Annotated in this window: 16 protein-coding genes; 7 read left to right on the top strand and 9 right to left on the bottom strand. The window is 72.6% G+C overall.

What is annotated here, in order from left to right:
* Positions 1 to 64 precede the first annotated feature (64 nt).
* Positions 65 to 919, top strand: a complete 855-nt coding sequence (locus ACFSKW_RS13425) for a serine hydrolase (RefSeq protein ID WP_379572533.1) — start codon at positions 65 to 67, stop codon at positions 917 to 919.
* Here ACFSKW_RS13425 and ACFSKW_RS13420 read toward each other — a convergent pair.
* On the bottom strand, positions 898 to 1245 hold the full coding sequence (locus tag ACFSKW_RS13420; RefSeq protein WP_379572532.1) for an MmcQ/YjbR family DNA-binding protein: 348 nt from the start codon (positions 1243 to 1245) through the stop codon (positions 898 to 900). The two genes, ACFSKW_RS13425 and ACFSKW_RS13420, sit on opposite strands and share 22 nt — an antisense overlap.
* A gap of 52 nt (positions 1246 to 1297) precedes the next feature.
* Between ACFSKW_RS13420 and ACFSKW_RS13415 the strand changes: the two genes are divergently transcribed.
* Both ACFSKW_RS13415 and ACFSKW_RS13410 read left to right on the top strand, forming a co-directional pair.
* Entirely contained in the window at positions 1298 to 2332 is a 1035-nt protein-coding gene (locus tag ACFSKW_RS13415) for an NAD-dependent epimerase/dehydratase family protein (RefSeq protein WP_379572531.1), read from the top strand.
* Positions 2333 to 2449: 117 nt separating this feature from the next.
* Entirely contained in the window at positions 2450 to 3355 is a 906-nt protein-coding gene (locus ACFSKW_RS13410; RefSeq protein ID WP_379572530.1) for an alpha/beta fold hydrolase, read from the top strand.
* Positions 3356 to 3406: 51 nt separating this feature from the next.
* Here the strand turns inward: ACFSKW_RS13410 and ACFSKW_RS13405 are convergent, their stop codons facing one another.
* The 3 genes from ACFSKW_RS13405 to ACFSKW_RS13395 are packed head-to-tail and all read right to left on the bottom strand — an operon-like array spanning position 3407 to position 8900.
* A complete protein-coding gene (locus ACFSKW_RS13405) occupies positions 3407 to 3856 on the bottom strand; it encodes a hypothetical protein (protein WP_379572529.1) in 450 nt (149 codons plus the stop codon).
* A gap of 23 nt (positions 3857 to 3879) precedes the next feature.
* Entirely contained in the window at positions 3880 to 5145 is a 1266-nt protein-coding gene (locus ACFSKW_RS13400) for a M1 family metallopeptidase (RefSeq protein WP_379572528.1), read from the bottom strand.
* Positions 5136 to 8900 carry a Pls/PosA family non-ribosomal peptide synthetase gene (locus tag ACFSKW_RS13395; protein ID WP_379572527.1) on the bottom strand — a complete coding sequence of 1255 codons (3765 nt, stop codon included), beginning with the start codon at positions 8898 to 8900 and terminating at the stop codon, positions 5136 to 5138. The genes ACFSKW_RS13400 and ACFSKW_RS13395 overlap by 10 nt, the downstream gene beginning before the upstream one ends.
* A gap of 147 nt (positions 8901 to 9047) precedes the next feature.
* Here ACFSKW_RS13395 and ACFSKW_RS13390 point away from each other — a divergent pair, with 147 nt between their 5' ends.
* A complete protein-coding gene (locus tag ACFSKW_RS13390) occupies positions 9048 to 9842 on the top strand; it encodes a class I SAM-dependent methyltransferase (RefSeq protein ID WP_379572526.1) in 795 nt (264 codons plus the stop codon).
* A gap of 5 nt (positions 9843 to 9847) precedes the next feature.
* On the opposite strand, the gene ACFSKW_RS13385 is transcribed toward ACFSKW_RS13390, so the two are convergent.
* The gene (locus ACFSKW_RS13385) at positions 9848 to 10264 is read right to left on the bottom strand and encodes a hypothetical protein (protein WP_379572525.1); all 417 of its coding nucleotides are present in this window, start codon (positions 10262 to 10264) and stop codon (positions 9848 to 9850) included.
* Between the two features lie 74 nt (positions 10265 to 10338).
* Here ACFSKW_RS13385 and ACFSKW_RS13380 point away from each other — a divergent pair, with 74 nt between their 5' ends.
* A complete protein-coding gene (locus ACFSKW_RS13380; protein WP_379572524.1) occupies positions 10339 to 11568 on the top strand; it encodes a lanthionine synthetase LanC family protein in 1230 nt (409 codons plus the stop codon).
* Positions 11569 to 11581: 13 nt separating this feature from the next.
* Here the strand turns inward: ACFSKW_RS13380 and ACFSKW_RS13375 are convergent, their stop codons facing one another.
* Positions 11582 to 12994 carry an AAA family ATPase gene (locus tag ACFSKW_RS13375; protein WP_379572523.1) on the bottom strand — a complete coding sequence of 471 codons (1413 nt, stop codon included), beginning with the start codon at positions 12992 to 12994 and terminating at the stop codon, positions 11582 to 11584.
* Positions 12995 to 13183: 189 nt separating this feature from the next.
* On the opposite strand from ACFSKW_RS13375, the gene ACFSKW_RS13370 reads away from it, so the two are divergent.
* On the top strand, positions 13184 to 14536 hold the full coding sequence (locus ACFSKW_RS13370; protein WP_379572522.1) for a serine hydrolase domain-containing protein: 1353 nt from the start codon (positions 13184 to 13186) through the stop codon (positions 14534 to 14536).
* 94 nt (positions 14537 to 14630) lie between these two features.
* Positions 14631 to 15146, top strand: a complete 516-nt coding sequence (locus tag ACFSKW_RS13365; RefSeq protein ID WP_379572521.1) for a hypothetical protein — start codon at positions 14631 to 14633, stop codon at positions 15144 to 15146.
* Here the strand turns inward: ACFSKW_RS13365 and ACFSKW_RS13360 are convergent.
* From ACFSKW_RS13360 to ACFSKW_RS13350, 3 genes are read right to left on the bottom strand one after another with little or no spacing between them, the layout of a single operon-like run.
* A complete protein-coding gene (locus ACFSKW_RS13360; RefSeq protein WP_379572520.1) occupies positions 15143 to 15877 on the bottom strand; it encodes a nucleotidyltransferase domain-containing protein in 735 nt (244 codons plus the stop codon). The genes ACFSKW_RS13365 and ACFSKW_RS13360 overlap by 4 nt on opposite strands.
* A complete protein-coding gene (locus ACFSKW_RS13355; protein ID WP_379572519.1) occupies positions 15874 to 16521 on the bottom strand; it encodes a nucleotidyltransferase domain-containing protein in 648 nt (215 codons plus the stop codon). Before ACFSKW_RS13355 ends, ACFSKW_RS13360 begins: the two co-directional genes overlap by 4 nt.
* Positions 16518 to 19118, bottom strand: a complete 2601-nt coding sequence (locus tag ACFSKW_RS13350) for an MXAN_6230/SCO0854 family RING domain-containing protein (protein ID WP_379572518.1) — start codon at positions 19116 to 19118, stop codon at positions 16518 to 16520. Before ACFSKW_RS13350 ends, ACFSKW_RS13355 begins: the two co-directional genes overlap by 4 nt.
* Positions 19119 to 19180 lie beyond the last annotated feature (62 nt).

Here is a 19180-nt window from a genome sequence, read left to right as displayed (position 1 = left end):
TTTGGTTTCCCCTTTGTTTATAGCCGGATGTGTGGGTACGTCAAGGTCTGGTAGATATGTGCGAATGCGAACCAAGCGCTGGGCAGCCGTGGCGGCCGCCGTCCCCCTGCTGATCGCGACACCCGCGCTGGCCGAGGCACCGCCGAAGGTCCCCGCGGGCACGACGGCCGGATACGTGGTCTTCGACAGGGTGGCGGGGAAGATCGTCGCCCACCGGCTGGCGCACAGGGCGTTCAGATCCGCGTCGGTGATCAAGATCTTGATCGCGATCGACTTCCTCGAGCGGACCGCCAAGCCGACCGTCCGCGACCTGGCCACGCTCAAGGTCATGCTGCGCTCCAGCGACGACGACGCGGCCTCGGCCCTGTGGGACAGGGGCGGCAAGGGGAAGATCGTCACCCGCATGGCCAGGAAGCTCGGCCTGGCCGACACCAGTCCGCCGCCCGCCGCCAAGCCGGGCTTCTGGGGCTACACCTCGCTGAGCGCCTACGACGTCGCCAGGACCTACCGCTACCTCATGGACAGAGCCGACGCCAAGGTTCGCGACCTGGTCATCGGGCACCTGCGCCAGGCGACCCCCTGTGGCACCGACGGCTTCGACCAGTACTTCGGCATCCCGCGCGCCCTGCCCAAGCCGTGGGCGGTCAAGCAGGGCTGGTCGGGTTTCGGCGCCGTCCCGCCCGTCAGGTGCTCACCCACCGGAGCCGGCGGCCCGCTGATCACCCCTCAGTCCCAGGCGCGGCTGCCGCTGGTGCCCGACCTCGGCAGGCCCGTCCTGCACACCACGGGTCTCGTCGGCAAGGGTGACAGGCTCATCTTCGTGCTGCTCACCGCCCATCCCGCGGGCGGCCGGTGGAACGACTCCGTCAAGCGCACCACCACGCTGGCGCGAGACCTCTACCGCAGCGTCTCCATGTAGGCGGCGTAGACCTTCTTCGGCACGCACATCCGCCACGCCTCGGTCACCAGCTCGCGCATCTCGGGGACGTCGAGGGCGGCCATCCGCGCCTCCACCCAGTGGAAGCGCAGGTCGCTCTCGCGCGGCAGGAAGAAGGTGGCGGGCTCGGCGGCGACCAGCGCCGCGCGCTCCTCCTTGGGAAAGCCGAACCCCATGGTCGTCTCATCCCTTGAGAAGGCGACGTAGACGATCGAGCCCACCCGGAACTTCACCCGGTCGCGGATCAGGTGCTCGGAGGAGCGTGGCAGCCGCGAGGCCAGGTCGCGCACGTCGTCGACGGTGATCACCAGTCCAATCTAACCCCGGTTTCAGCGGCGCACACCTGGGCAGTCGCGAATCATGAGAGTCATCGTGGTCGGCGCGACGGGCAACGTCGGCACCAGTGTCGTGCAGGCACTCGAGGCCGAGCCTCAGATCACCTCCATCGTCGGCGTCGCGCGCCGCCGCCCCCGATGGAACCCGGGTCCCAAGACCACCTGGCACGCCGCCGACGTGGCCGAGGACGACCTCACCGCCGTGTTCGAGGGCGCCGCCGCCGTCGTGCACCTGGCATGGCTGTTCCAGCCCACCCGCGACCCCGCCACCACCTGGCGCGCCAACGTCCTCGGCAGCATGGCCGTCTTCCGCTCCGTCGCCCAGGCGAGGGTGCCCGTCGTGGTCCACGCCTCCTCCGTGGGCGCCTACTCGCCGGGGCCGAAGGACCGTGCCGTCGACGAGTCCTGGCCCACCCACGGCTGGCCGCGGGCCGCCTACGGCAGGGAGAAGGCCTACGTCGAGCGCGTCCTCGACGTGTTCGAACGCGACCATCCGGACACCAGGGTCGTCAGGATGCGGCCCGCGTTCATCTTCAAGAGGGAGGCGGCCAGCGAGCAGCGGCGGCTGTTCGGCGGGCCCTTCGTGCCCGGCAGGATGATGCGCCGCGTGCCGGTCATCCCCGACATCCCGGGACTGCGGGTGCAGGCCCTGCACGCCTCCGACGCCGCCCAGGCCTACCGCCTGGCGGTCGTCTCCGACGTCTCGGGCGCCTTCAACCTCGCCGCCGAACCCGTCCTCGGTCCCGCCGAGCTGGCCGGGCTGTTCGGCGCGCGCCTCGTGCCGCTGTCGCCGTGGCTGGCCAGGACCGCGGTGGCGGCCGGCTGGCACGCGCGCCTCATCCCCTCCTCTCCCGGGCTGCTGGAGATGGCGCTCAACCTGCCCATCCTCGACACCACCAGGGCCCGCACCGAGCTGGGCTGGCAGCCCAGGTACGGCGCGGCGCAGGCGATGCGCGAGATGCTCGACGGACTGGCGGGCGGCGCCGGCATGGACACCCCGCCCCTGGCACCCGGCCACCTGAAGGAGGAGTTCACCACGGGAGTCGGCGCCAAGCCGTAGCCGGCGCCCGCCCAGAACCGTGAGCCCCGGTGCCATGGCCGGGGCTCACGAACGCCGCGACCGCCGGCGTTCCCCGTGAGCCGCGAGCATTGTCGGTGGCCTGTGCGAGGATGCCTCGTGCCTATCTCTCCCACCTTCGTCACGGTCAGCGACGGTCACCGGCTGGCGGTCCGCCGCAGCGGCCACGGCGGTGTGCCGCTGCTCCTCGTGCACGGTTTTCCCTGCACGAGCCTGATCTGGTCGCACAACATCGAGCCGCTGGCCGAGGCCGGGTTCGACGTCGCCGCGCCGGACCTGCGCGGCTACGGCGACTCGGATTTCGCCCCTGACGGCTTCTACGACTTCGCGGCGTTCAACGCGGACCTGATCGGCCTGCTGGACGCCTTCGGCTGGGACCGGGTCGTCGTGGCGGGCCACGACCTCGGCGCGATGGTGGCCATCGACATGGCCAACCGCCACCCTGACCGGGTCGACAGGCTGGTGGTGCTCGACGACTCGATGCCCGAGCTTCCCGACGCGTTCGCCGCGGCCGGGATCCCCGCAGGCACACCGAAGCCGGCGATCTACGACTACCAGCGCCGACAGGGGTTGCACGCCGACGAGCTCGTCGCCGAGCTGGACACGCCCGAACGGCGACGGCGCTACATCGCCGAGTTCTTCGGGCACCGGATGTGGTGTCCGCCCAACGCCTTCAGCGACGACGATCTGGCTCTGCTCACCGAGCCGTACGCGGACGCCGACCGGCTGCGCGCCTCCTTCGCCGACTACGAGGTGGTGATGGGCACCCGTCCCATGTCGGGTCCCGAGTTGACCGACCGGCCCGTGCTGCAGCCGACGCTGGTGCTCGTCGGCCCCGACCAGGTCACCGTCGGCGAGCATGTCGCCGAGCGGTGCGCGATCGCCTACCCGCAGGTCGTCGGCCCGTTCTGGGTGCCGGGTGCGGGCCACTTCATGCCCTGGGAGAAGCCGGTCGTGGTCAACCGCGCCATCCGCTTCTTCTGCGGAGACCTGCTGAAGGGGTGACCGAGGCCGCCGAGGCGTGCCCGAACGCTGGATCGCCGCCGTGCCCGGACCTCAGAGGGTGCCTGCCGCAGCCCTGCGGTGCAGGGAGGTGGCCAGCACCGAGCCGAACACGACGTGCGCGAGCCCCATCACCAGTGCCCTGCCGGGCTCGTCGCGATGGATAGGAGGCATCGGGGTCAGCGCGGGCACCCAGCCCTCGTAGCTGGCCAGCCAGATGGCCAGGCCGTAGGCGACCCCGACCGGCAGCGGAGCCCCTCGCCCTCTGGTCAGGAGCGCGAGCACCGCCCCCGCGCCCGCGCCGAACGCGTAGTGCGCCAGTGCCGCCATCGGCTTCTCACCCGCTTTGGGCCGGTGGGAACGGCCGGGCAGCAGCGCGCGGACGACGTGCTTGGGCGGCTGCTCGCGCATCAGCCCTGCCTTGTCGCCCGCGAGCATGACGGTGCTCATCGCCGTGGTGGCCGTGGCCCCGGCGAACGCTCCTCTGACGAGTTCGCGAATCATAGGGGCCGCCTGCCCTCGAGGGGTCAGGAGAAACGGGGCAGCGTCCTGCCGTACAGCCAGGCGGACAGCACCGGAGCGAGCGGGCGGGAGGTGTGCCGCTGCGCGTGGGCGACGAACGCGTCGGTGCTGACCGTGGAATGCCGGTTCTCGGCCGTCCACGCGCGCACCATCCCGAAGAAGGCGGGATCGCCCATCTCCTCCCGGAGCCGGTGCACCGTCAGCGCGCCGCGCTTGTAGACGCGGTCGTCGAACAGGCGCCGGGGCCCTGGGTCGGCGAGCGTGAAGTCCTGCGGCATGACCGCCAGCCGCTGGTGCCAGCGCTTGGCGTGGGCCGCGGCCGGCTCCCCTCCTGAGGACTCCGACCACAGCCACTCGGCATAGGCGGCGAAGCCCTCGTGCAGCCAGATGTCGTTCCAGCTCCCGATGGTCAGGCTGTTGCCGAACCACTGGTGGGCGAGCTCGTGCGCGACCAGCCGCTCGGAGCCTCGGCGCCCGTCGACGTGGTTGCGCCCGAAGACCGACAGCCCCTGCGCCTCGATCGGGATCTCCAGCTCGTCGTCGGCGACGACCGCGGTGTAGGCGTCGAAGGGGTAGGCGCCGAACCTGTCGCTGAACAGCGCCAGCATCTCGCCCTGCCTGCCGAAGTCGTTCCTGACACGGGCGGCGAGCCTGGCGGGGTAGGCCAGCCCGTCGCCGACCTGGTAGCGGCCGATCTGGACGCTTGCCAGATAGGTGGCCATGGGGTCGGTGCGGGAGAAGATCCAGGTGGTGTTGCCCCCCGCGCGCCGTTTGAGCACCAGCGACCCGTTGGTCAGCACCTGGTACGGCGAGGCGGTCGTCACCGTCATGGTGTAGGTGGCCTTGTCGTCCGGCCTGTCGTTGCAGGGGAACCACGAGGGCGCGCCGACCGGCTGGCTGGCCACCAGCGCGCCGTCGGTCAGCTCCTCCCAGCCCACGCCGCCGAAGGGGCTGGAGATCGGCTGCGGCTTGCCCGCGTAGGCGACCTCGACGCCGATCGCCGCCCCCGCGGGGCGCGACCTGCCGAGCGGCACCGTGAGCCTGCCTGCCCGGTGGACGTGGCGGACGCGGACGCCGTCGACCTTGACCGAGCTCACCGCGAACGGGCCCAGGTCGAGCTCCAGGTCGCTCACCTGATGCGCGGTCTCGACCGACAGCGTGGCCAGGGCGCCCAGCCAGTTCGTCGACACGCGGTAGCGCAGGTCGAGATCGTAGTGCGTGACGCCGAAACGCGGGTCCCCGTGGCCGGGGAAGTAGGGCGTCACCGCCATGGCGAGATGGGGTTGCCGAACCAGCGCGTCCTCTCGGGCACGTTCTCCCCCCGCATCACCAGTGAGGCGGGGCCGACCGTGGCGTGCGCGCCGATCGTCGCGGCGGGCAGCACGACCCCGTGGGGGCCCAGCGTAGCGCCCGCGGCGAGGTCGACGGTGTCGATGCTCATGACCCGATCATGGAACAGGTGCGTCTGCAGGACGCAGCCGCGGTTGACGCACGCGCCGTCGCCGAGGCTCACCAGGTCCGCCTCGGGCAGCCAGTAGGTGTGGCAGGAGACCCCATGCCCGATGCGTGCCCCGAGCGAGCGCAGCCACACGTTCAGCGGCGCGGTGCCCAGCCACGGGTCGGCGAACCACGGCGCGGCCAGCACCTCGACGAAGTTGTCGGCCAGCTCGTTGCGCCAGACGAACGAGCTCCACAGCGGTCGGTCACCGGCGGCGATGCGGCCCAGCAGCGCCCACTTGGCCAGGCTGGCCACCGCGGCGGCCACCACTCCGGCCGACAGCAGCACCAGGCCGCTCAGCAGGGCGGCGACGGGCGTGCCGTACGTCCAGGCGAGCCACAGCAGCACGCCGGCCGTCACCGCCGCCAGCGCCGCCGTACAGGTGGCCGGCAGCAGGCGGCACAGCTCGACCAGCGCGCGGGCGGCCTTCAGCCGCGCGGGCGGGTCGTAGGTGCGGCTGCGGTCGCCTCCCTGGCTGGTACGGCGCAGCTCCACCGGCGGCATGCCCAGGTAGGACGAGCCCGACTTGGCCTTCTTCGGTGTGGCCGACAGCACGCCTACCAGGCCGTCCTTGGGCACCTTGCGGCCCGGCGCGGTCATGCCCGAGTTGCCGAGGAAGGCGCGCTTGCCGATGCGGGCCTCCGCGATCCGCATCCACCCGCCGTCCAGCTCGTAGGGGGCGACCATCGTGTCGTCGGCCAGGAACGCGCCGTCGCCGACCGAGGTCATGGACGGCAGCGCCAGCACCGTGGACAGTTCCGCGTCGCGGCCCACCTTCATGCCGAGGGCGCGCAGCCAGCCCGGCGTCAGGATGCTGGCGTACAGCGGGAACAGCCACACCCGTGCCGAGGACATCAGCCTGCCGGTCGCCCACGCCTGCCACGCCGCACGGCTGTGCACGGGGTACTGGCCGGGGACCAGCCCGATCGCCAGCAGCCGCACGCCGGCGAGCGTGACGAGCGCGAACGCGGCCATCCCTGCGACCGTCGCCAGGGGGAGCGCCCACAACGTGTTCGTCGCCAGCAGCACCGCGAGGCCCGCGCCGATCCCGGCGGCGGGCAGCAGGCCCAGCGCGACCGCCGAGACCGCGTACACGCCCACCCAGAATCGGGACCTGGGTGGCCGCTCCTCTGCCCGGCGCGCCTTGCCCTGCCTGGTCGCGGGAGCGCCCGCCCACCTCGTGCCGGCCGGGACCGCGCCCTGGACCGCCGAGCCGGGCGCGATCTGGGCGTGCTTGCCGATCTTCGTGCCGGGCAGCAGCGTCGAGCGCGAGCCGACCGACGCGCCCGCGCCGATCCTGATCTCGCCGACGCGCACCCTGTCGCCGTCGTACCACACGCCGCTCAGGTCGACCTCGGGCTCGACCGAGGCGCCCCTGCCGAGCCTGAGCATCCCGGTGATGGGCGGCGCCGAGTGCAGGTCGGCGTCCTCGCCGACCTGGGCGCCCAGCAGCCTCGCGTACCAGGACATCAGCGGCGCGCTGCCCAGGTCGGGCAGCCCGAGCCTGGCCGCGAACTGCTCGGCGAACCACAGCCGCAGATGGACGGCGCCGCCGCGCGGATAGCGCCCTGGCTTGAGCCCTCGCAGCAGCAGCCGGGCGACGGCCGCCGACAGCGCGAGCCGTCCCGGCGGGGACAGCAGCACCAGCGCGCCCGCCGCGACCCACCACCACGACAGCACCGGCGCCCACAGCAGGTTGGCCAGCGCCGCCACGACGAGGAGGAAACGCAGCCCCGTCACGGTCATCAGCGGCACCATGAGCGCCGTCTGGGCCAGCGACGCGCGCACCGGCATGGGTGCGATCTCGCGCGCCTTGGCGTGGGCCTGCTGCGTCCGCTCGTCCCCCAGCAGCTCGTGGAGCGCGCCGAAGGTCGAGTGCTCGTAGAGGTCGGCGACGGTCACCGCGGGGTGGCGCACGCGCAGGGCGGACACCAGCCGCGCCGCCGCCAGGCTGCCGCCTCCCTCGGTGAAGAAGTCGGTGCGGGGGCCCTCGGGCGCCACACCGAGGACGGCGGCCCACTGCTCGGCCAGCCATCCGCGCTGCGCCTGCCGCTGGGGGAGCGGCCACGGCAGCGCATCACGGTCGATCTTGCCGGAGGTGCGGGTCGGCAGCTCCTCGACGACCGCCAGCCGGGGGACGAGCGCGGCCGGCAGCGACCCCCGCAGCAGTTCCCTGGCCTCGGCCAGATCGAAGTCCTCCGCGGCGACCAGGTAGCCGACCAGCAGCTGGCCGCGCACGGCCGCGGCCGCGCCCGCCACTCCAGGAAGGGCCTGCAGGGCGGCGTCCACCTCGCCGAGCTCGATGCGCCGCCCGCCCAGCTTGATCTGCTCGTCGGCGCGACCGGCGAAGACCAGCCCCTCGGGCTCGGCGCGCACGAGGTCGCCGCTGCGGTAGGCGCGCTCCCAGCCCATGCTGGGCAGCGGCGCGTACTTCTCGGCGTCCTTGACGGGGTCGAGGTAGCGGGCCAGGCCGACGCCGCCGATGATCAGCTCGCCGGTGGCGCCCATCTCGACGGGCCGGCCGTCGCCGTCGACGACCACCAGGTCCCAGCCGTCCAGCGGCAGCCCGATCCGCACCGGGCCCTCGCCGGTCAGCAGCGCCGCGCTCGCCACGACCGTGGCCTCGGTGGGGCCGTAGGTGTTCCAGACCTCCCTGCCGGGCACGGCCAGCCGCGCCGCCAGCTCGGGAGGGCAGGCCTCGCCACCGAAGATCAGCAGGCGCACGTCGTCGAGCGTCTCGGCCGGCCACAGCGCTGCCAGGGTCGGCACGGTCGACACGACCGTGATGCCGTGGGCCACCAGCCAGGGGCCGAGGTCCATGCCGGTGCGCACCAGCGCCCTGGGGGCGGGCACCAGGCACGCGCCGTGGCGCCAGGCCAGCCACATCTCCTCGCAGGAGGCGTCGAAGGCGACCGACAGCCCCGCCAGGACGCGGTCGCCCGGGCCCAGCGGCCGTTCGGCCAAGAAGAGGCCGGCCTCGGCGTCGACGAAGGCGGCGGCGTTGCGGTGGGTGACCGCCACCCCCTTGGGTTTGCCCGTCGAGCCCGAGGTGAAGATGATCCACGCGTCGTCGTCGACCGTCGGCCCGCCGTCGAGCGGCCAGGGGGAGGGCTCGCCGTGCACGGTGACGTGGTCGGTGACCACCGCGCGGACGCCCGCCTCGGAGAAGACCAGCTCGGCACGGTCGTCCGGGTCGTCGGCGTCCACGGGTACGTAGGCGGCGCCCGCGGTCAGCACGGCGAGGATGGTGATGTACAGCTCGGCCGTGCCCGAGGGCACCCGCACGCCGACCCTGTCGCCGCGCCGTACCCCCGCCTCGGCCAGCTCGCCGGCCAGACTCGCCACACGGGCGCCGAGCTCGCGGTAGGTCAGCGAAACCTGGCCGTCGTCGAGCGCGGACGCGTCGGGGTGCGCCGTCGTCGTCGCCTTGAGGATGTCGAGCAGGGTGCGCGGCGGCGCGGCCAGCGGGCCCGCGGCGTAGACGGCGCGGGTGGCGAGCTCCTGCGGGGCGACCACGGACGGTAGCAAGGCGCGACTCCTGGGATCGGGGACAACAGGACGCAACGAGGCATTGTCCTCCGCTATTCCCTATTCCATCGGAGGTTCGGCCAGTGCGTCTCTATATATGAGACATATCTTCTTAAAATGTGAGAAACGGGGCTAGGGTGCGTATCCATGAACGCCGTATATACCCATGGCCACCACGAGTCCGTCCTGCGCTCCCACCGCTGGCGCACCGCCGAGAACTCCGCCGCCTACCTGCTGCCTCACCTGAAGCCGCACATGGAGGTCCTCGACGTCGGCGCGGGCCCCGGCACCATCAGCGCGGACCTGGCGGCCAGGGTCGGCCGTCTGACCGCCTCGGAGGTGACCGGCGAGGCGCTGGAGCTGTCCAGGGCTGAGGTGACGGCGCGAGGGCTGACCAACGTCGACTTCGCCGTCGCCGACGTGCACGCGCTCGACTACCCCGACGACACCTTCTGCGTCGTCCACGCCCACCAGGTGCTGCAGCACGTCGGTGATCCCGTCCAGGCCCTGCGCGAGATGCGCAGAGTCACCAAGCCTGGCGGGATCGTGGCCGTGCGCGACAGCGACTACGCCGCCTTCGCCTGGTATCCGCGGTTGCCCGCGCTGGAGGAGTGGATGGAGCTGTATCAGCGGATCGCCCGCGCCAACGGCGGCGAACCCGACGCGGGACGGCGCCTGCTGTCATGGGCGCGCGCGGCCGGGTTCTCCGACATCACCGCCACGTCCTCCACCTGGTGCTTCGCCACCGACGACGACAGGCAGTGGTGGGGCGGGATGTGGGCGGAGCGGATCCTGCGTTCCGACATGGCGTGCCGGGCGCTGACCTCGGGCGCGGCCACGGCGGCCGACCTCCAGCGGATCTCGGACGGCTGGCGCGAGTGGGCCGCCTCGGGCGACGGATGGATGTCGATCCTGCACGGCGAGATCCTCTGCCGCGTCTGACCGGACTACACGCCCAGGGTGCGGACCCTCTCCCACGCGGGATCGCGGTGCAGGACGACCTCGGTGCCGTCGAGCAGTTCGTCGGGGGCCGACACCATCACGATCTCGCCCGCGGCCTCCATCTGGAGCAGCAGGTCGCGAACCCTTGGCCCGACGGGCAGCCGTCCTGCGGGCAGGTCGAGCATGGCCCTGACGGTGTCGGCGACCTCCGACAGATGGAAGGGGCCACGAGCCTGCCGGACGAGGTCGCGCACGACCGGTAGTGTGATCAGCTGCTCGGCCTCGAGGTGAGCCAGCCCCCAGATGAGCTGCTCGCGGCGGCGTCCCGTGCCGGCGCACGCGCGGCAGGCGCGGGTCAGGCCGGGCACGACCTCCTCCGTCGCGGAACCGAGGCATGCGGTGCACTTGTCATCGTTCGTCATCGCCCGACACTGTACTAAAACACATTAAACCTATGAGGTTTGCGGGTTATTGGCCGGGGTGGGAGACTGGTGCCATGAGCCCGATCGAGGCCCCTGTGCAGGCCGCCGTTGAGGCCGCACAGTGGATCCGCGCGTGCGCCGTCGACGACGCCCGGGGCCGCCACTGGCACGCAGGCGAACGCGCGGCACTCCCGCACAGGCCGGCCTCGCTCTACTCGGGCGCGGCCGGCATCGTGCTGTTCTTCCTCGAGCTGGCCGCGGCCACAGGGGACGACTCCTACCTGGAGGACGCCGCCGAGGGCGCCCGCTACCTGACCGCCGTCGTGCCCGAGCAGAGCGACCCCACCTTCCATGACGGCCTGGCGGGCGTGGTGTTCGCACTCTCGGAAGCGGGCTGGGTCATCGACGACGCCTTCACCGCCGCCGCCGCCCGAGCCGCCGACCTGCTGGCCGCCGCCGGACCCACCTGGACGGGCGATCCGTGCCAGCGCGGCGACGGCGGCATCATCCTCACCCTCCTGCACGCCTCCGCCCTGCTCGGCGAACCCGCCTACGAGCGCGTGGCCGTCGAGGCGGGCCTGCGCATCGCCGACCTGCCCGTCCCAGGGCACCGCTTCGGCGCCGAACCGCCCGCCGACCTGCCCGTCGACGCCGTCACTCCCGGCTTCCTCTCCGGTACGGCGGGCACCGCGTTCCTCCTGGCCCGCCTCCACGCGGTGACGGGCGACCCCCGCTTCCACGACGCGGCCGCCAGAGGCGCCGGCTTCGTCAGGTCGATCAGCGAGGTCAACGGTTCGTGCGCGCTGGTGCCCCACCACGTGCCGCAGGGCCGCCACCTGCACTACCTCGGCTTCTGCTCGGGCTCTGCCGGAGTGGCCAGGATGTTCCACGAGCTGGGCGACACCGACTGGGTGGAGCGTCTGGCGCACGGCATCCTCACCAGCGGCGTGCCGTACCGGCAGACCCCGGGGTTCTGGAACGTCATGTGCCAGTGCTGCGGCGCGGCGGGGCTGCTGGAGCTGTTCGTCGGGCTGTGGGCGGCCACCGGCCACGAGGAGTACCGCGCCTTCGCCCTCATCCTCGGCGAGCACCTGGTCGGGGCGGCGAGGCAGGGGCGGTGGTGGCAGGCCTACCGCAGGCTGCGGCCCGCCGAGGTCACCGCCGACACCGGCTACATGGTGGGCGCCGCGGGCATCGGCGCGGCGCTCCTCCACCTGGACGCGGCCGAGCGCGGCGACAGCCGCAGGCTCATCCTGCTGCCGGACAACCCCTTCCCGCTGACGGTGCGGTCAGGACTGTCGTAGCCGCGCCCGCCGGTCAGCAGAACCGCGAGGGCGTCCTGACCTGGCGTTCGTCGCCCGCGCCGAGCAACGCCCTCGTCAGCGCCTGGGCGTCGCCCGACATCGCCTGGAAGGCGGTGTCGAAGTGCTCGTCGGTCAGCGCGTGCTCGCCCGCCCTGATCGCCAGCAGGATCACCCGCCGCAGCAGCTCCTTGACGAAGGCCGCCGTCACCCCCTCGGTGGCGTCGACCACCTTGGCCACGTCCGCCTCGACCGGCCTGTTCCTGGCGTACAGGCGGACCAGCCGCTCCCTGTCGGGCGCCGACGGAGGCGGGACCTCCACCGCCAGATCCACCCGGCCCGGTCGCTGCACCAGCGCCCTCTCCAGCGTCTCCACCCTGTTGGTGGTGAGCACGAACGACACGTCGGCCTCGCCGGTGATGCCGTCCATCGCGTCCAGCAGGGAGAACAGCAGCGGCGAAGTCTCGAAGTGGCTGCGGTCCTCGGCGATCAGGTCGACGTCCTCGATCACCACGATCGACGGCTGCAACTTGCGGGCCAGCCCGACGGCGTAGTCGAGGTGGCGCATCCCCGGGCCCGACATCAGGATCGCGGTGTGCTCTCGCAGCCTGCCCACCAGGTAGCGCACGGTGTGGGTCTTGCCGGTGCCCGGCGGGCCGTACAGGAGCAGGCCTCTGCGCAGGTGCTGGCCCGCCTCGATCAACTGCTCCTTCAGCGCCGCGATGCCCACGACGTGCTCCTCGACCGCCTCCAGCCGGCCCTCGGGCAGCACCACCTCCTCGGCCGTCATGGACGGTCTGGGCAGGAAGGTGAGCAGTTCGTTCTCCTTGTGCTCGCTGAAGCCGAAGCTCATCACCTGTCCCTTGAACGGGTCGTGCAGGCGCTTGAGCCGTTCGATCTCGTCGCGCACCGCGGAGGCAGCGGTCCTGGAGGAGGACAGGACGGTCAGCATCGAGTGGCCCTGGTACTCGTCGACGCTGCTGACCACCAGCACGACAGGCGTGCCGTCGGGCGCGAGGCTCTCCACCATGCCGAGCTGCACCACCTCCATGCTCTCGGCGGGGCCGACGGGAGCGCTGCCGTAGTCGGGCCTGCCGAGCAGGCGGCTGCCGTCGCGCAGGGCGTAGAGCAGCATGTTGATGATGCTCTCCCACCGGCGTTCGCCACCCATCACGCCGAACCACTGCGCGCCGGGCGAGTGGGCGGCCAGGTAGTGATCGGTACCGGACTGGAGACCCGCGTGCTCCCACAGCCGGTACTTCTCCTCCACCACCACCGCCTCGGACAGGGGGCAGCCCAGGTGTCCCGTCACCCGGGCGACGAGCGGCGAGGAGGCGTTGTCCTCAACGATCCTGCTGGACACGGAGTCGTAGACCTTGGCCAGGCTCACCGCGAGAGCGTGCGCGGTGTTTTGATCGATTATGGTCACCCGCACACTCTGGCAAACCCCGGGCCCGACCGGAATGAGTAGCCTCTACTCAGGTCCGTCACCTGACGACCGGCCGGCGTGCCGCGAGGCGGCGCGGGCGCCGCGGCTGGTCGGGGGCGACGAACCCGGCCGCACTTTTGATACGGCCGGCCGAAGCCGCCGCGGCGGGGGAGCCCCACCATGGGGGTCATGGCTGACCTCACCGACCTGCAGAAGCTCATCGACCACGAGGCCGAGGCGCTCGGCGTTCCCGGCGCGGCCGTAGGGGTGATCCACGGCAGGGGCCGGCACGTCCTCACCACAGGGGTGGCCAGCGTCGACGCGCCCGCGCCCGTCACCGCTGACACCCTGTTCCAGATCGGCTCCACCACCAAGACGGTGACCGCCACCGTGATCATGCATCTCGTCGAGCGGGGCGAGCTCCGGCTGGACGGGCGGGTGCGCGCGTACCTGCCCGGCTTCGAACTGGCCGACGAGGCGGCGGCGGACGCGGTGACCGTCGAGCACCTGCTCACGCACACCGGCGGATTCCTCGGCGACATCGACGACGGCGAGAGCTGGGGGCCCTCGGCGCTGGCCGACGCCATCGCGGTGTACGGCGGCCTGTCGCAGCTGTTCCCGCCCGGCGCCGTCGCCTCCTACAGCAACGCCGGATTCCGGCTGCTGGGCAGGATCGCCGAGGTCGTCTCCGGCCTGCCGTACGAGGAGCTGGTCCGGCGCGTGGTCCTCGAACCGCTGGGCATGACCTCCAGCTTCTTCTTCCCGTGGGAGGCCGCGACCAGGCCGCACGCCGTCGGTCACGTCGGCGGTGACGACGGCCCGCGCGTGGCGCACACCTGGGGCCTCTTCCGCGAGAGCATGCCCGAAGGGGGACTGCTGTCGTCGGTGACCGACCAGCTCCGCTATGCGGCCTTCCACCTGGAAGGCGCCGCCACCGGCCAGGCCCCGCTCACCGGGGAGACCCGCGCGCTGATGCAGCGCGACCGGATCGCCGTCGGCGTCCCGTGGAAGGCGATCGGGCTGCCCTGGCTGATCGACGAGCGGGCCGGGCTGCGCCTGGTCACCCACGGCGGCAACGTCGGCAACCTCCAGCTGTCGTCGTTCGTGCTGGCGCCCGAGCACGGCTTCGCGGTCACCGTGCTCACCAACGCGGGACCCGGCAAGCGGCTCGGCGAGCTGGTGCTCGGCTGGTGCCTGGAGCACCTGCTCGGCGCGCCACAGGCCGAGGTGAAGCCCTCGCTCAGCAGGGACCCGGTCGCGAAGGAGTACACCGGCGGCTACTACGCAGGGCAGTGGACCTTCCAGGTGGCAGCGGAAGGCGAACGGCTGCGGGTCAGGATGGAGCTCGCCGAGGACCTGGCCGCCGCGGGGGTCGCGGCGCTGCCGGAGCTGGAGCTGGCCTTCCTGGACGGCGGCGAGCGCGACACGGTCGTCATGGTCACCGATCCGGGCCGGCCCGCCGGACGCTTCCTGCGCGACGAGAGCGGCCGTATCGCGTTCCTGCATCTCGCCGGGCGGGCGGCGCAGAAGCTCCCGGCCTGACCGGAACGCCGCAGAAGGGTGCACGATGGTGCGAACCAGGGCGGCCAAGCCGTCATCAAACCCGGTGGACGACTCACACCATAGGGGGATCACGATGACGCACAACAGGCTGGGCCGCTCGGCGCTGGTGGCCGCACTCGCGGGAGGGATGCTGCTGACGGGCCTCGCGCCCGCGGCGCTCGCGGAGCCGGCCGGGCGCGCGCAGGACGTGCTGGGGCCGTACGGGCTCGGTGGCGTCCGGCTGGGCATGAGCGCCAAGGACGCCAAGGCCACCGGGAAGGTCGTGCAGAAGAGGCGGGCCGGCGCCTGCTCGGGCTGGGACCTGAAGGCTCACCCCTCCGGCCGGGACCGCGTGGGCATGTGGATCTCCAAGAAGGCCGGGGTCGCCATGATCTTCGCTCCCGAGGGCGTCAAGACGCCCCAGGGCATCGGGCTCGGCTCCACCGGCAAGCAGCTCGACAAGGCCTACCCCAAGCTGAAGCGCGCCGCCAGCGGCTTCCCCATCGTCACGGTCCCCGGCAACCCGAAGGCCTACTACTACTTCCTGCTGTCCAAGAACAAGATCTACGAGATGGGCCTCGCGCTCGCCGACCAGGACTGCACCAACTAGCCGCCGAGCCGCGTCCGCACCACCAGGTCGTGCAGGGCCTCGCCCGCCGAGGGCGTCTCGGGCAGGCGCGAGGCCTCGCGTTCCTCCTCAAGCCGCGCCGTCATCCGCGCCACATCGTCGGCGGCCGAGGCGAGAGCGGGCGCGGGTCCGTGCTCGGCCTCCCGTTTGGCGGCCACCAGTTCGGGCAGGTAGGCGGGGCCGTAGTCCAGCAGCCTGGTCAGATCGGCCTCCAGCGTTCCCGTCCGCATCAGGTGGATGCCGGTGGCCAGCACCCTGAAGGTGTAGAGCAGGGGCTTGATCTCGCCGTTCCTGCCGAACAGCCGCCACTGCGTGCGCGCGAACCCCAGGTAGTGGTGGGCATGGCCGCGTGTCAGGCAGGCCGGCGCGAGCGAGACCAGCTCCTCGTGCACCGGCGAGGACGCCACCACCAGCGGGGACAGCAACTGCTCCAGCACGTACCCGTTGCGCCGCAGCAGGAGCGCGCAGAACTTCGCCAGGTCGTGCGTGACCAGGTCGACCTCGACACCCGAGCGGATCCACGACCTGTCGACCGTCTGCTCGCCGACCCGCAGCCCGACGACCTGTTCCACCGGCAGCACATGCACGCCGCGCAGGTCGACGTCGGAGTCGGCGGAGGGGAACCCGTACAGGTGCGCTCCGCTGACCGTCGCGAACGCCAGCGGGTACGGCTGCTCGCCGGCCACCTCGGCCAGCCACCCGGGAAGCGTCACAGGTTCGCCCTTCGTACCTCGACCAGGAACTCCTCCACCGCCGCGCGGTCGGGCGCGGCGGGCAGCACGCTGCGCGGCAGCGCCCGCTCGAAGGCGTCCGTCAGCGAGGCGCGCCACTCCTGCAGTTCGTCCCACGACAGCCGCCCCCGCCTGACGTCGAGCAGCCGTTCGCGGTGCGCGCCGACGTGCACGAGCGGCTCGCCGTGCTCCACCAGGTGGATGCCGCTCAGCAGCAGCCTGAGCATGTGCATGGCCTGCTTCCACTTGGGCGCGGCCGGATCGAGGCGGCGGAACTGCGCGTCGGCGTAGCGGGCGAACGTCTGGTGCGCCCGCCGCGACACGAAAGCGCCGCGCAGATCCAGCAGCCGCCTGCCCGCAGGGGCGGCCACCTCCACCAGCGGCGACCACAGCGTCTCCAGCACCGTCGGGTTGGCCTCCAGCGCCAGCACGCAGAACCGTTCCACCTCCCACGAGAACTGCTCGGGCAGCGGCCCGTCGCGGTGGGTGGGCGGCTTGTCCAGTCGCCAGAACGCCTGGGTGGGCGCCACGAACACGCCCCGCCTGTCGGTGTCGGAGGCCGGGGTGTCGAGCCCGTAGGCCCGCGACCCGACGACCACCGAAAGGATCACGTCGTCCTCGCTCACGTGCCCGCCCCCAGTCCGCTGACCAGGTCGGCGGCGTCGATCCTGCGCGCCTCGCCGAGCCCGCCGGGGAACAACGCGTACGCCTGGGCCCCGGCGCCGAGCTCCACGTCACCGGTGACCAGCGCGGCCCACTCCACCTCGGCGAAAGCGCCGGTGTCCTCGACGCCGCCCGCGCTGACGGCCAGTCGCCCGGCGAACGCGGCGACCGGCTCGTCCTCGCGCCGCAGGAAGCGCAGCACGCGTCCGCCGCCGCGCACCAGCACCGAGCCGGCCCGCGCGGCGGCGTGCCAGCACGCGACCTCCCACAGCGTCACCCGCGCGCCGACCCCGAACGCGCTCTCCATGGCCTCGCCCAGTCTGGCCAGCTCGGCCGAGCTGCCGGCCACGCTGTGGAACCGGCCGCTCGCCGAGAGGTTCAGGTCGGCCCAGCGCATCGTGCCCGCCCACAGGTCGGCCACCAGCGGGACCAGGATCTTGGCCTCGCCGGCCAGGTCGAAACGCTGCTGGACGGCCAGCGGGTCGAACAGCCCGTCCGGCGCGCGCATGAACCCGGCGAAGCCGCGCACCAACTCCTCGAACGGCACGTCGTTGTAGCTGAAGACGACCGGCACCACGTAGCGCCCGCCGAGCCTGGCCAGCTTGGACACGTCGAGGTCGACGAACTCCGAGGAGCCGAGCGGCTCGGGGGCGGAGGTCAGGTCGCCCGAGTGCACCGCCGCATCGTCGCCCAGCCGCAGGCTGGTGTAGTCGCACAGGCCGACGAACCGCCACCTGGTGTCGAACACCGCCGCCGACAGGTCGAGGTCGACGCGGGTGCCGGCGGGCTCGGCCCAGTGCAGGAACAGCCTGACCACCTGCTCGCCGGGAATCGGTTGCACGCTGCCGCGCGTCAGCCGTACCAGTGCCGTGGTGGCGGCCCGCTCGGAGGTGGGCGCGACCAGGTCGGCCAGGCCCTCGTCCAGCAGCGCGCACGACAGGGTGGGCAGCGCGGCCGCGCGCCGCAGCAGTTCGCCGCGGATGAGCTCGGCGGCGATGGCGGCCGCGTCCTCCGGCAGCGGGGCGCGCTCGTCGTCCCGCGTGTGGAAGCGCGCGCTGCCGCCCCTGGGCAGGAACAGTCGCGTGCCCCCGGGCGGCGTGCGCAGCTGGCCGAGCGCCGACATCAGCACGCCGGGCGCGATCGACCCCAGCGCGGGCTCCAGCGACCCTGTCACCAGCTCGGGCGACAGGCGCAGCAGCTGGCTCAGGCGGCGGCCCAGCTCGCCGGGGCGGCGCGCCAGCAGGGTGAGCGCTCGCTCGCCGTCCTTCGCGGCCAGTGCCTTCTCCACGTGCGAGGCGAACGTCGTCACCCGCAGCCGCCCGTCGCGCACGACCAGCAGCTCGGGGTGGGCGGCCGCGCGCTCCAGCAGCGCCGCGCCGAACGCCGACGCCGGGTCGAGCCTGGTGCCGCGCAGCGCGGCGAAGGCCAGTGCCGCGTCAGGGTGACGGGCGTGTTGCTCGTGCGGATGCAGCACCTCGGCCATGTGCTTCCACTGCTCGCCGTGGCGGTGCAGGTCCTCGATCAGGTACGGCAGCGCGAAGCCGTCCAGCGCGCCGAGCAGCCTCCTGCGCAGCGGCCTGGGCAGCGAGACGCGCCGTTCGGGCCGTATCCGGAGGCCGGGGTCGGCGCCCATGAGCACGTACATCAGTCGGAGCACGTCCGTGGCCGTGCCCAGGTGGCGGGCGAGCAGTTCCTCGGCCGCGCCGAGGTCGGGGCGGGCGACTCTAAGCGGGGCACGGACGCCGCGTGCGCCCGGCCCGACCCTCCTGGGCGGCGTGAGGCCCGGCGCCGTCAGCGCGGCGGCCAGCGCGATCGCCCTGGTCTCCTTGACCGGCACGACCTCGGGCAGCCAGCCCGCCGACAGCGGCCAGTACGCGTCGAGCAGCGCCATCAGGTCGTCGCGGTCCTCCACCGGCATGGGCGTCTGCCTCGACAGCATCGAGACGGCCAGCTCGCGGGCGGCGGCGGTGGCGTCGGGGCACAGTCGGAGCAGGGTGGTGTCGTAGGTGGTCACGCGGGCGCCGCGCTGCCGTCCGGCCGTGGGGATCAGGAACGGGTCGGCGGGGTCGATCCTGCGATGGCAGATCGGGCACGCGCTGAAATCGGAGCCGTCCCAGCAGGAGCGGCACACCAGGTGCGCGCACGGCGCGACGGGGTGCACGGTGCCCACCTTCCCGCACAGCACGCAAGGCCGCCGCGGCTCCTGCAGCAGCAGGGTGAAGACGCGGCGCACGAAGAAATCGCCGGTGTCCCTGGGCACGCTCTCCGGGAACTTCCTGAACAGCGGCACGTGGTGGACGTCCGCGCCGAGCCTGGCGGCGGCGGCGTGGAGCAGGCTCCTGCCCGCCCTGGCCAGCTCGGGCACCGGCAGCGCGGCGAGCGCGTGACGCAGCTCGGCCGACAGAAGGAACCCGTACTGCAACAGCTCGCCCTCCAGGGCGGCGACGCCGTCGGCGGCGCTCGCCTTCTGCTTGGGCGTCGTCCACCGCGAGTCGGCGGTCATGAGTTCGGGCGCCACCAGGTTTCTCCTGCGCAGCAGCACGTCAGCGGGTCCGATCACGGGAGGCACCTCCTCGGCAGGGCACGAAAAAAGGGTGGAGAGCGGAAGCGCTGGTTGCCTTG

Origin of the sequence: Nonomuraea mangrovi (assembly GCF_042681425.1) — a bacterium.
Taxonomy (GTDB): Bacteria; Actinomycetota; Actinomycetes; order Streptosporangiales; family Streptosporangiaceae; genus Nonomuraea; species Nonomuraea mangrovi.
The sequence above is the reverse complement of the archived record's forward strand: the minus strand, read 5'-3'. Positions and strand labels throughout refer to the sequence as shown.

Excerpts from the sequence above, each read along its gene's own strand:
- ACFSKW_RS13425 (WP_379572533.1), top strand. The coding sequence starts at position 65 with ATGCGAACCAAGCGCTGGGCAGCCGTGGCGGCCGCCGTCCCCCTGCTG.
- ACFSKW_RS13415 (WP_379572531.1), top strand. The coding sequence starts at position 1,298 with ATGAGAGTCATCGTGGTCGGCGCGACGGGCAACGTCGGCACCAGTGTC.
- ACFSKW_RS13405 (WP_379572529.1), bottom strand. The coding sequence starts at position 3,856 with ATGATTCGCGAACTCGTCAGAGGAGCGTTCGCCGGGGCCACGGCCACC.
- ACFSKW_RS13400 (WP_379572528.1), bottom strand. The coding sequence starts at position 5,145 with ATGGCGGTGACGCCCTACTTCCCCGGCCACGGGGACCCGCGTTTCGGC.
- ACFSKW_RS13390 (WP_379572526.1), top strand. The coding sequence starts at position 9,048 with ATGAACGCCGTATATACCCATGGCCACCACGAGTCCGTCCTGCGCTCC.
- ACFSKW_RS13385 (WP_379572525.1), bottom strand. The coding sequence starts at position 10,264 with ATGACGAACGATGACAAGTGCACCGCATGCCTCGGTTCCGCGACGGAG.
- ACFSKW_RS13380 (WP_379572524.1), top strand. The coding sequence starts at position 10,339 with ATGAGCCCGATCGAGGCCCCTGTGCAGGCCGCCGTTGAGGCCGCACAG.
- ACFSKW_RS13370 (WP_379572522.1), top strand. The coding sequence starts at position 13,184 with ATGGCTGACCTCACCGACCTGCAGAAGCTCATCGACCACGAGGCCGAG.
- ACFSKW_RS13365 (WP_379572521.1), top strand. The coding sequence starts at position 14,631 with ATGACGCACAACAGGCTGGGCCGCTCGGCGCTGGTGGCCGCACTCGCG.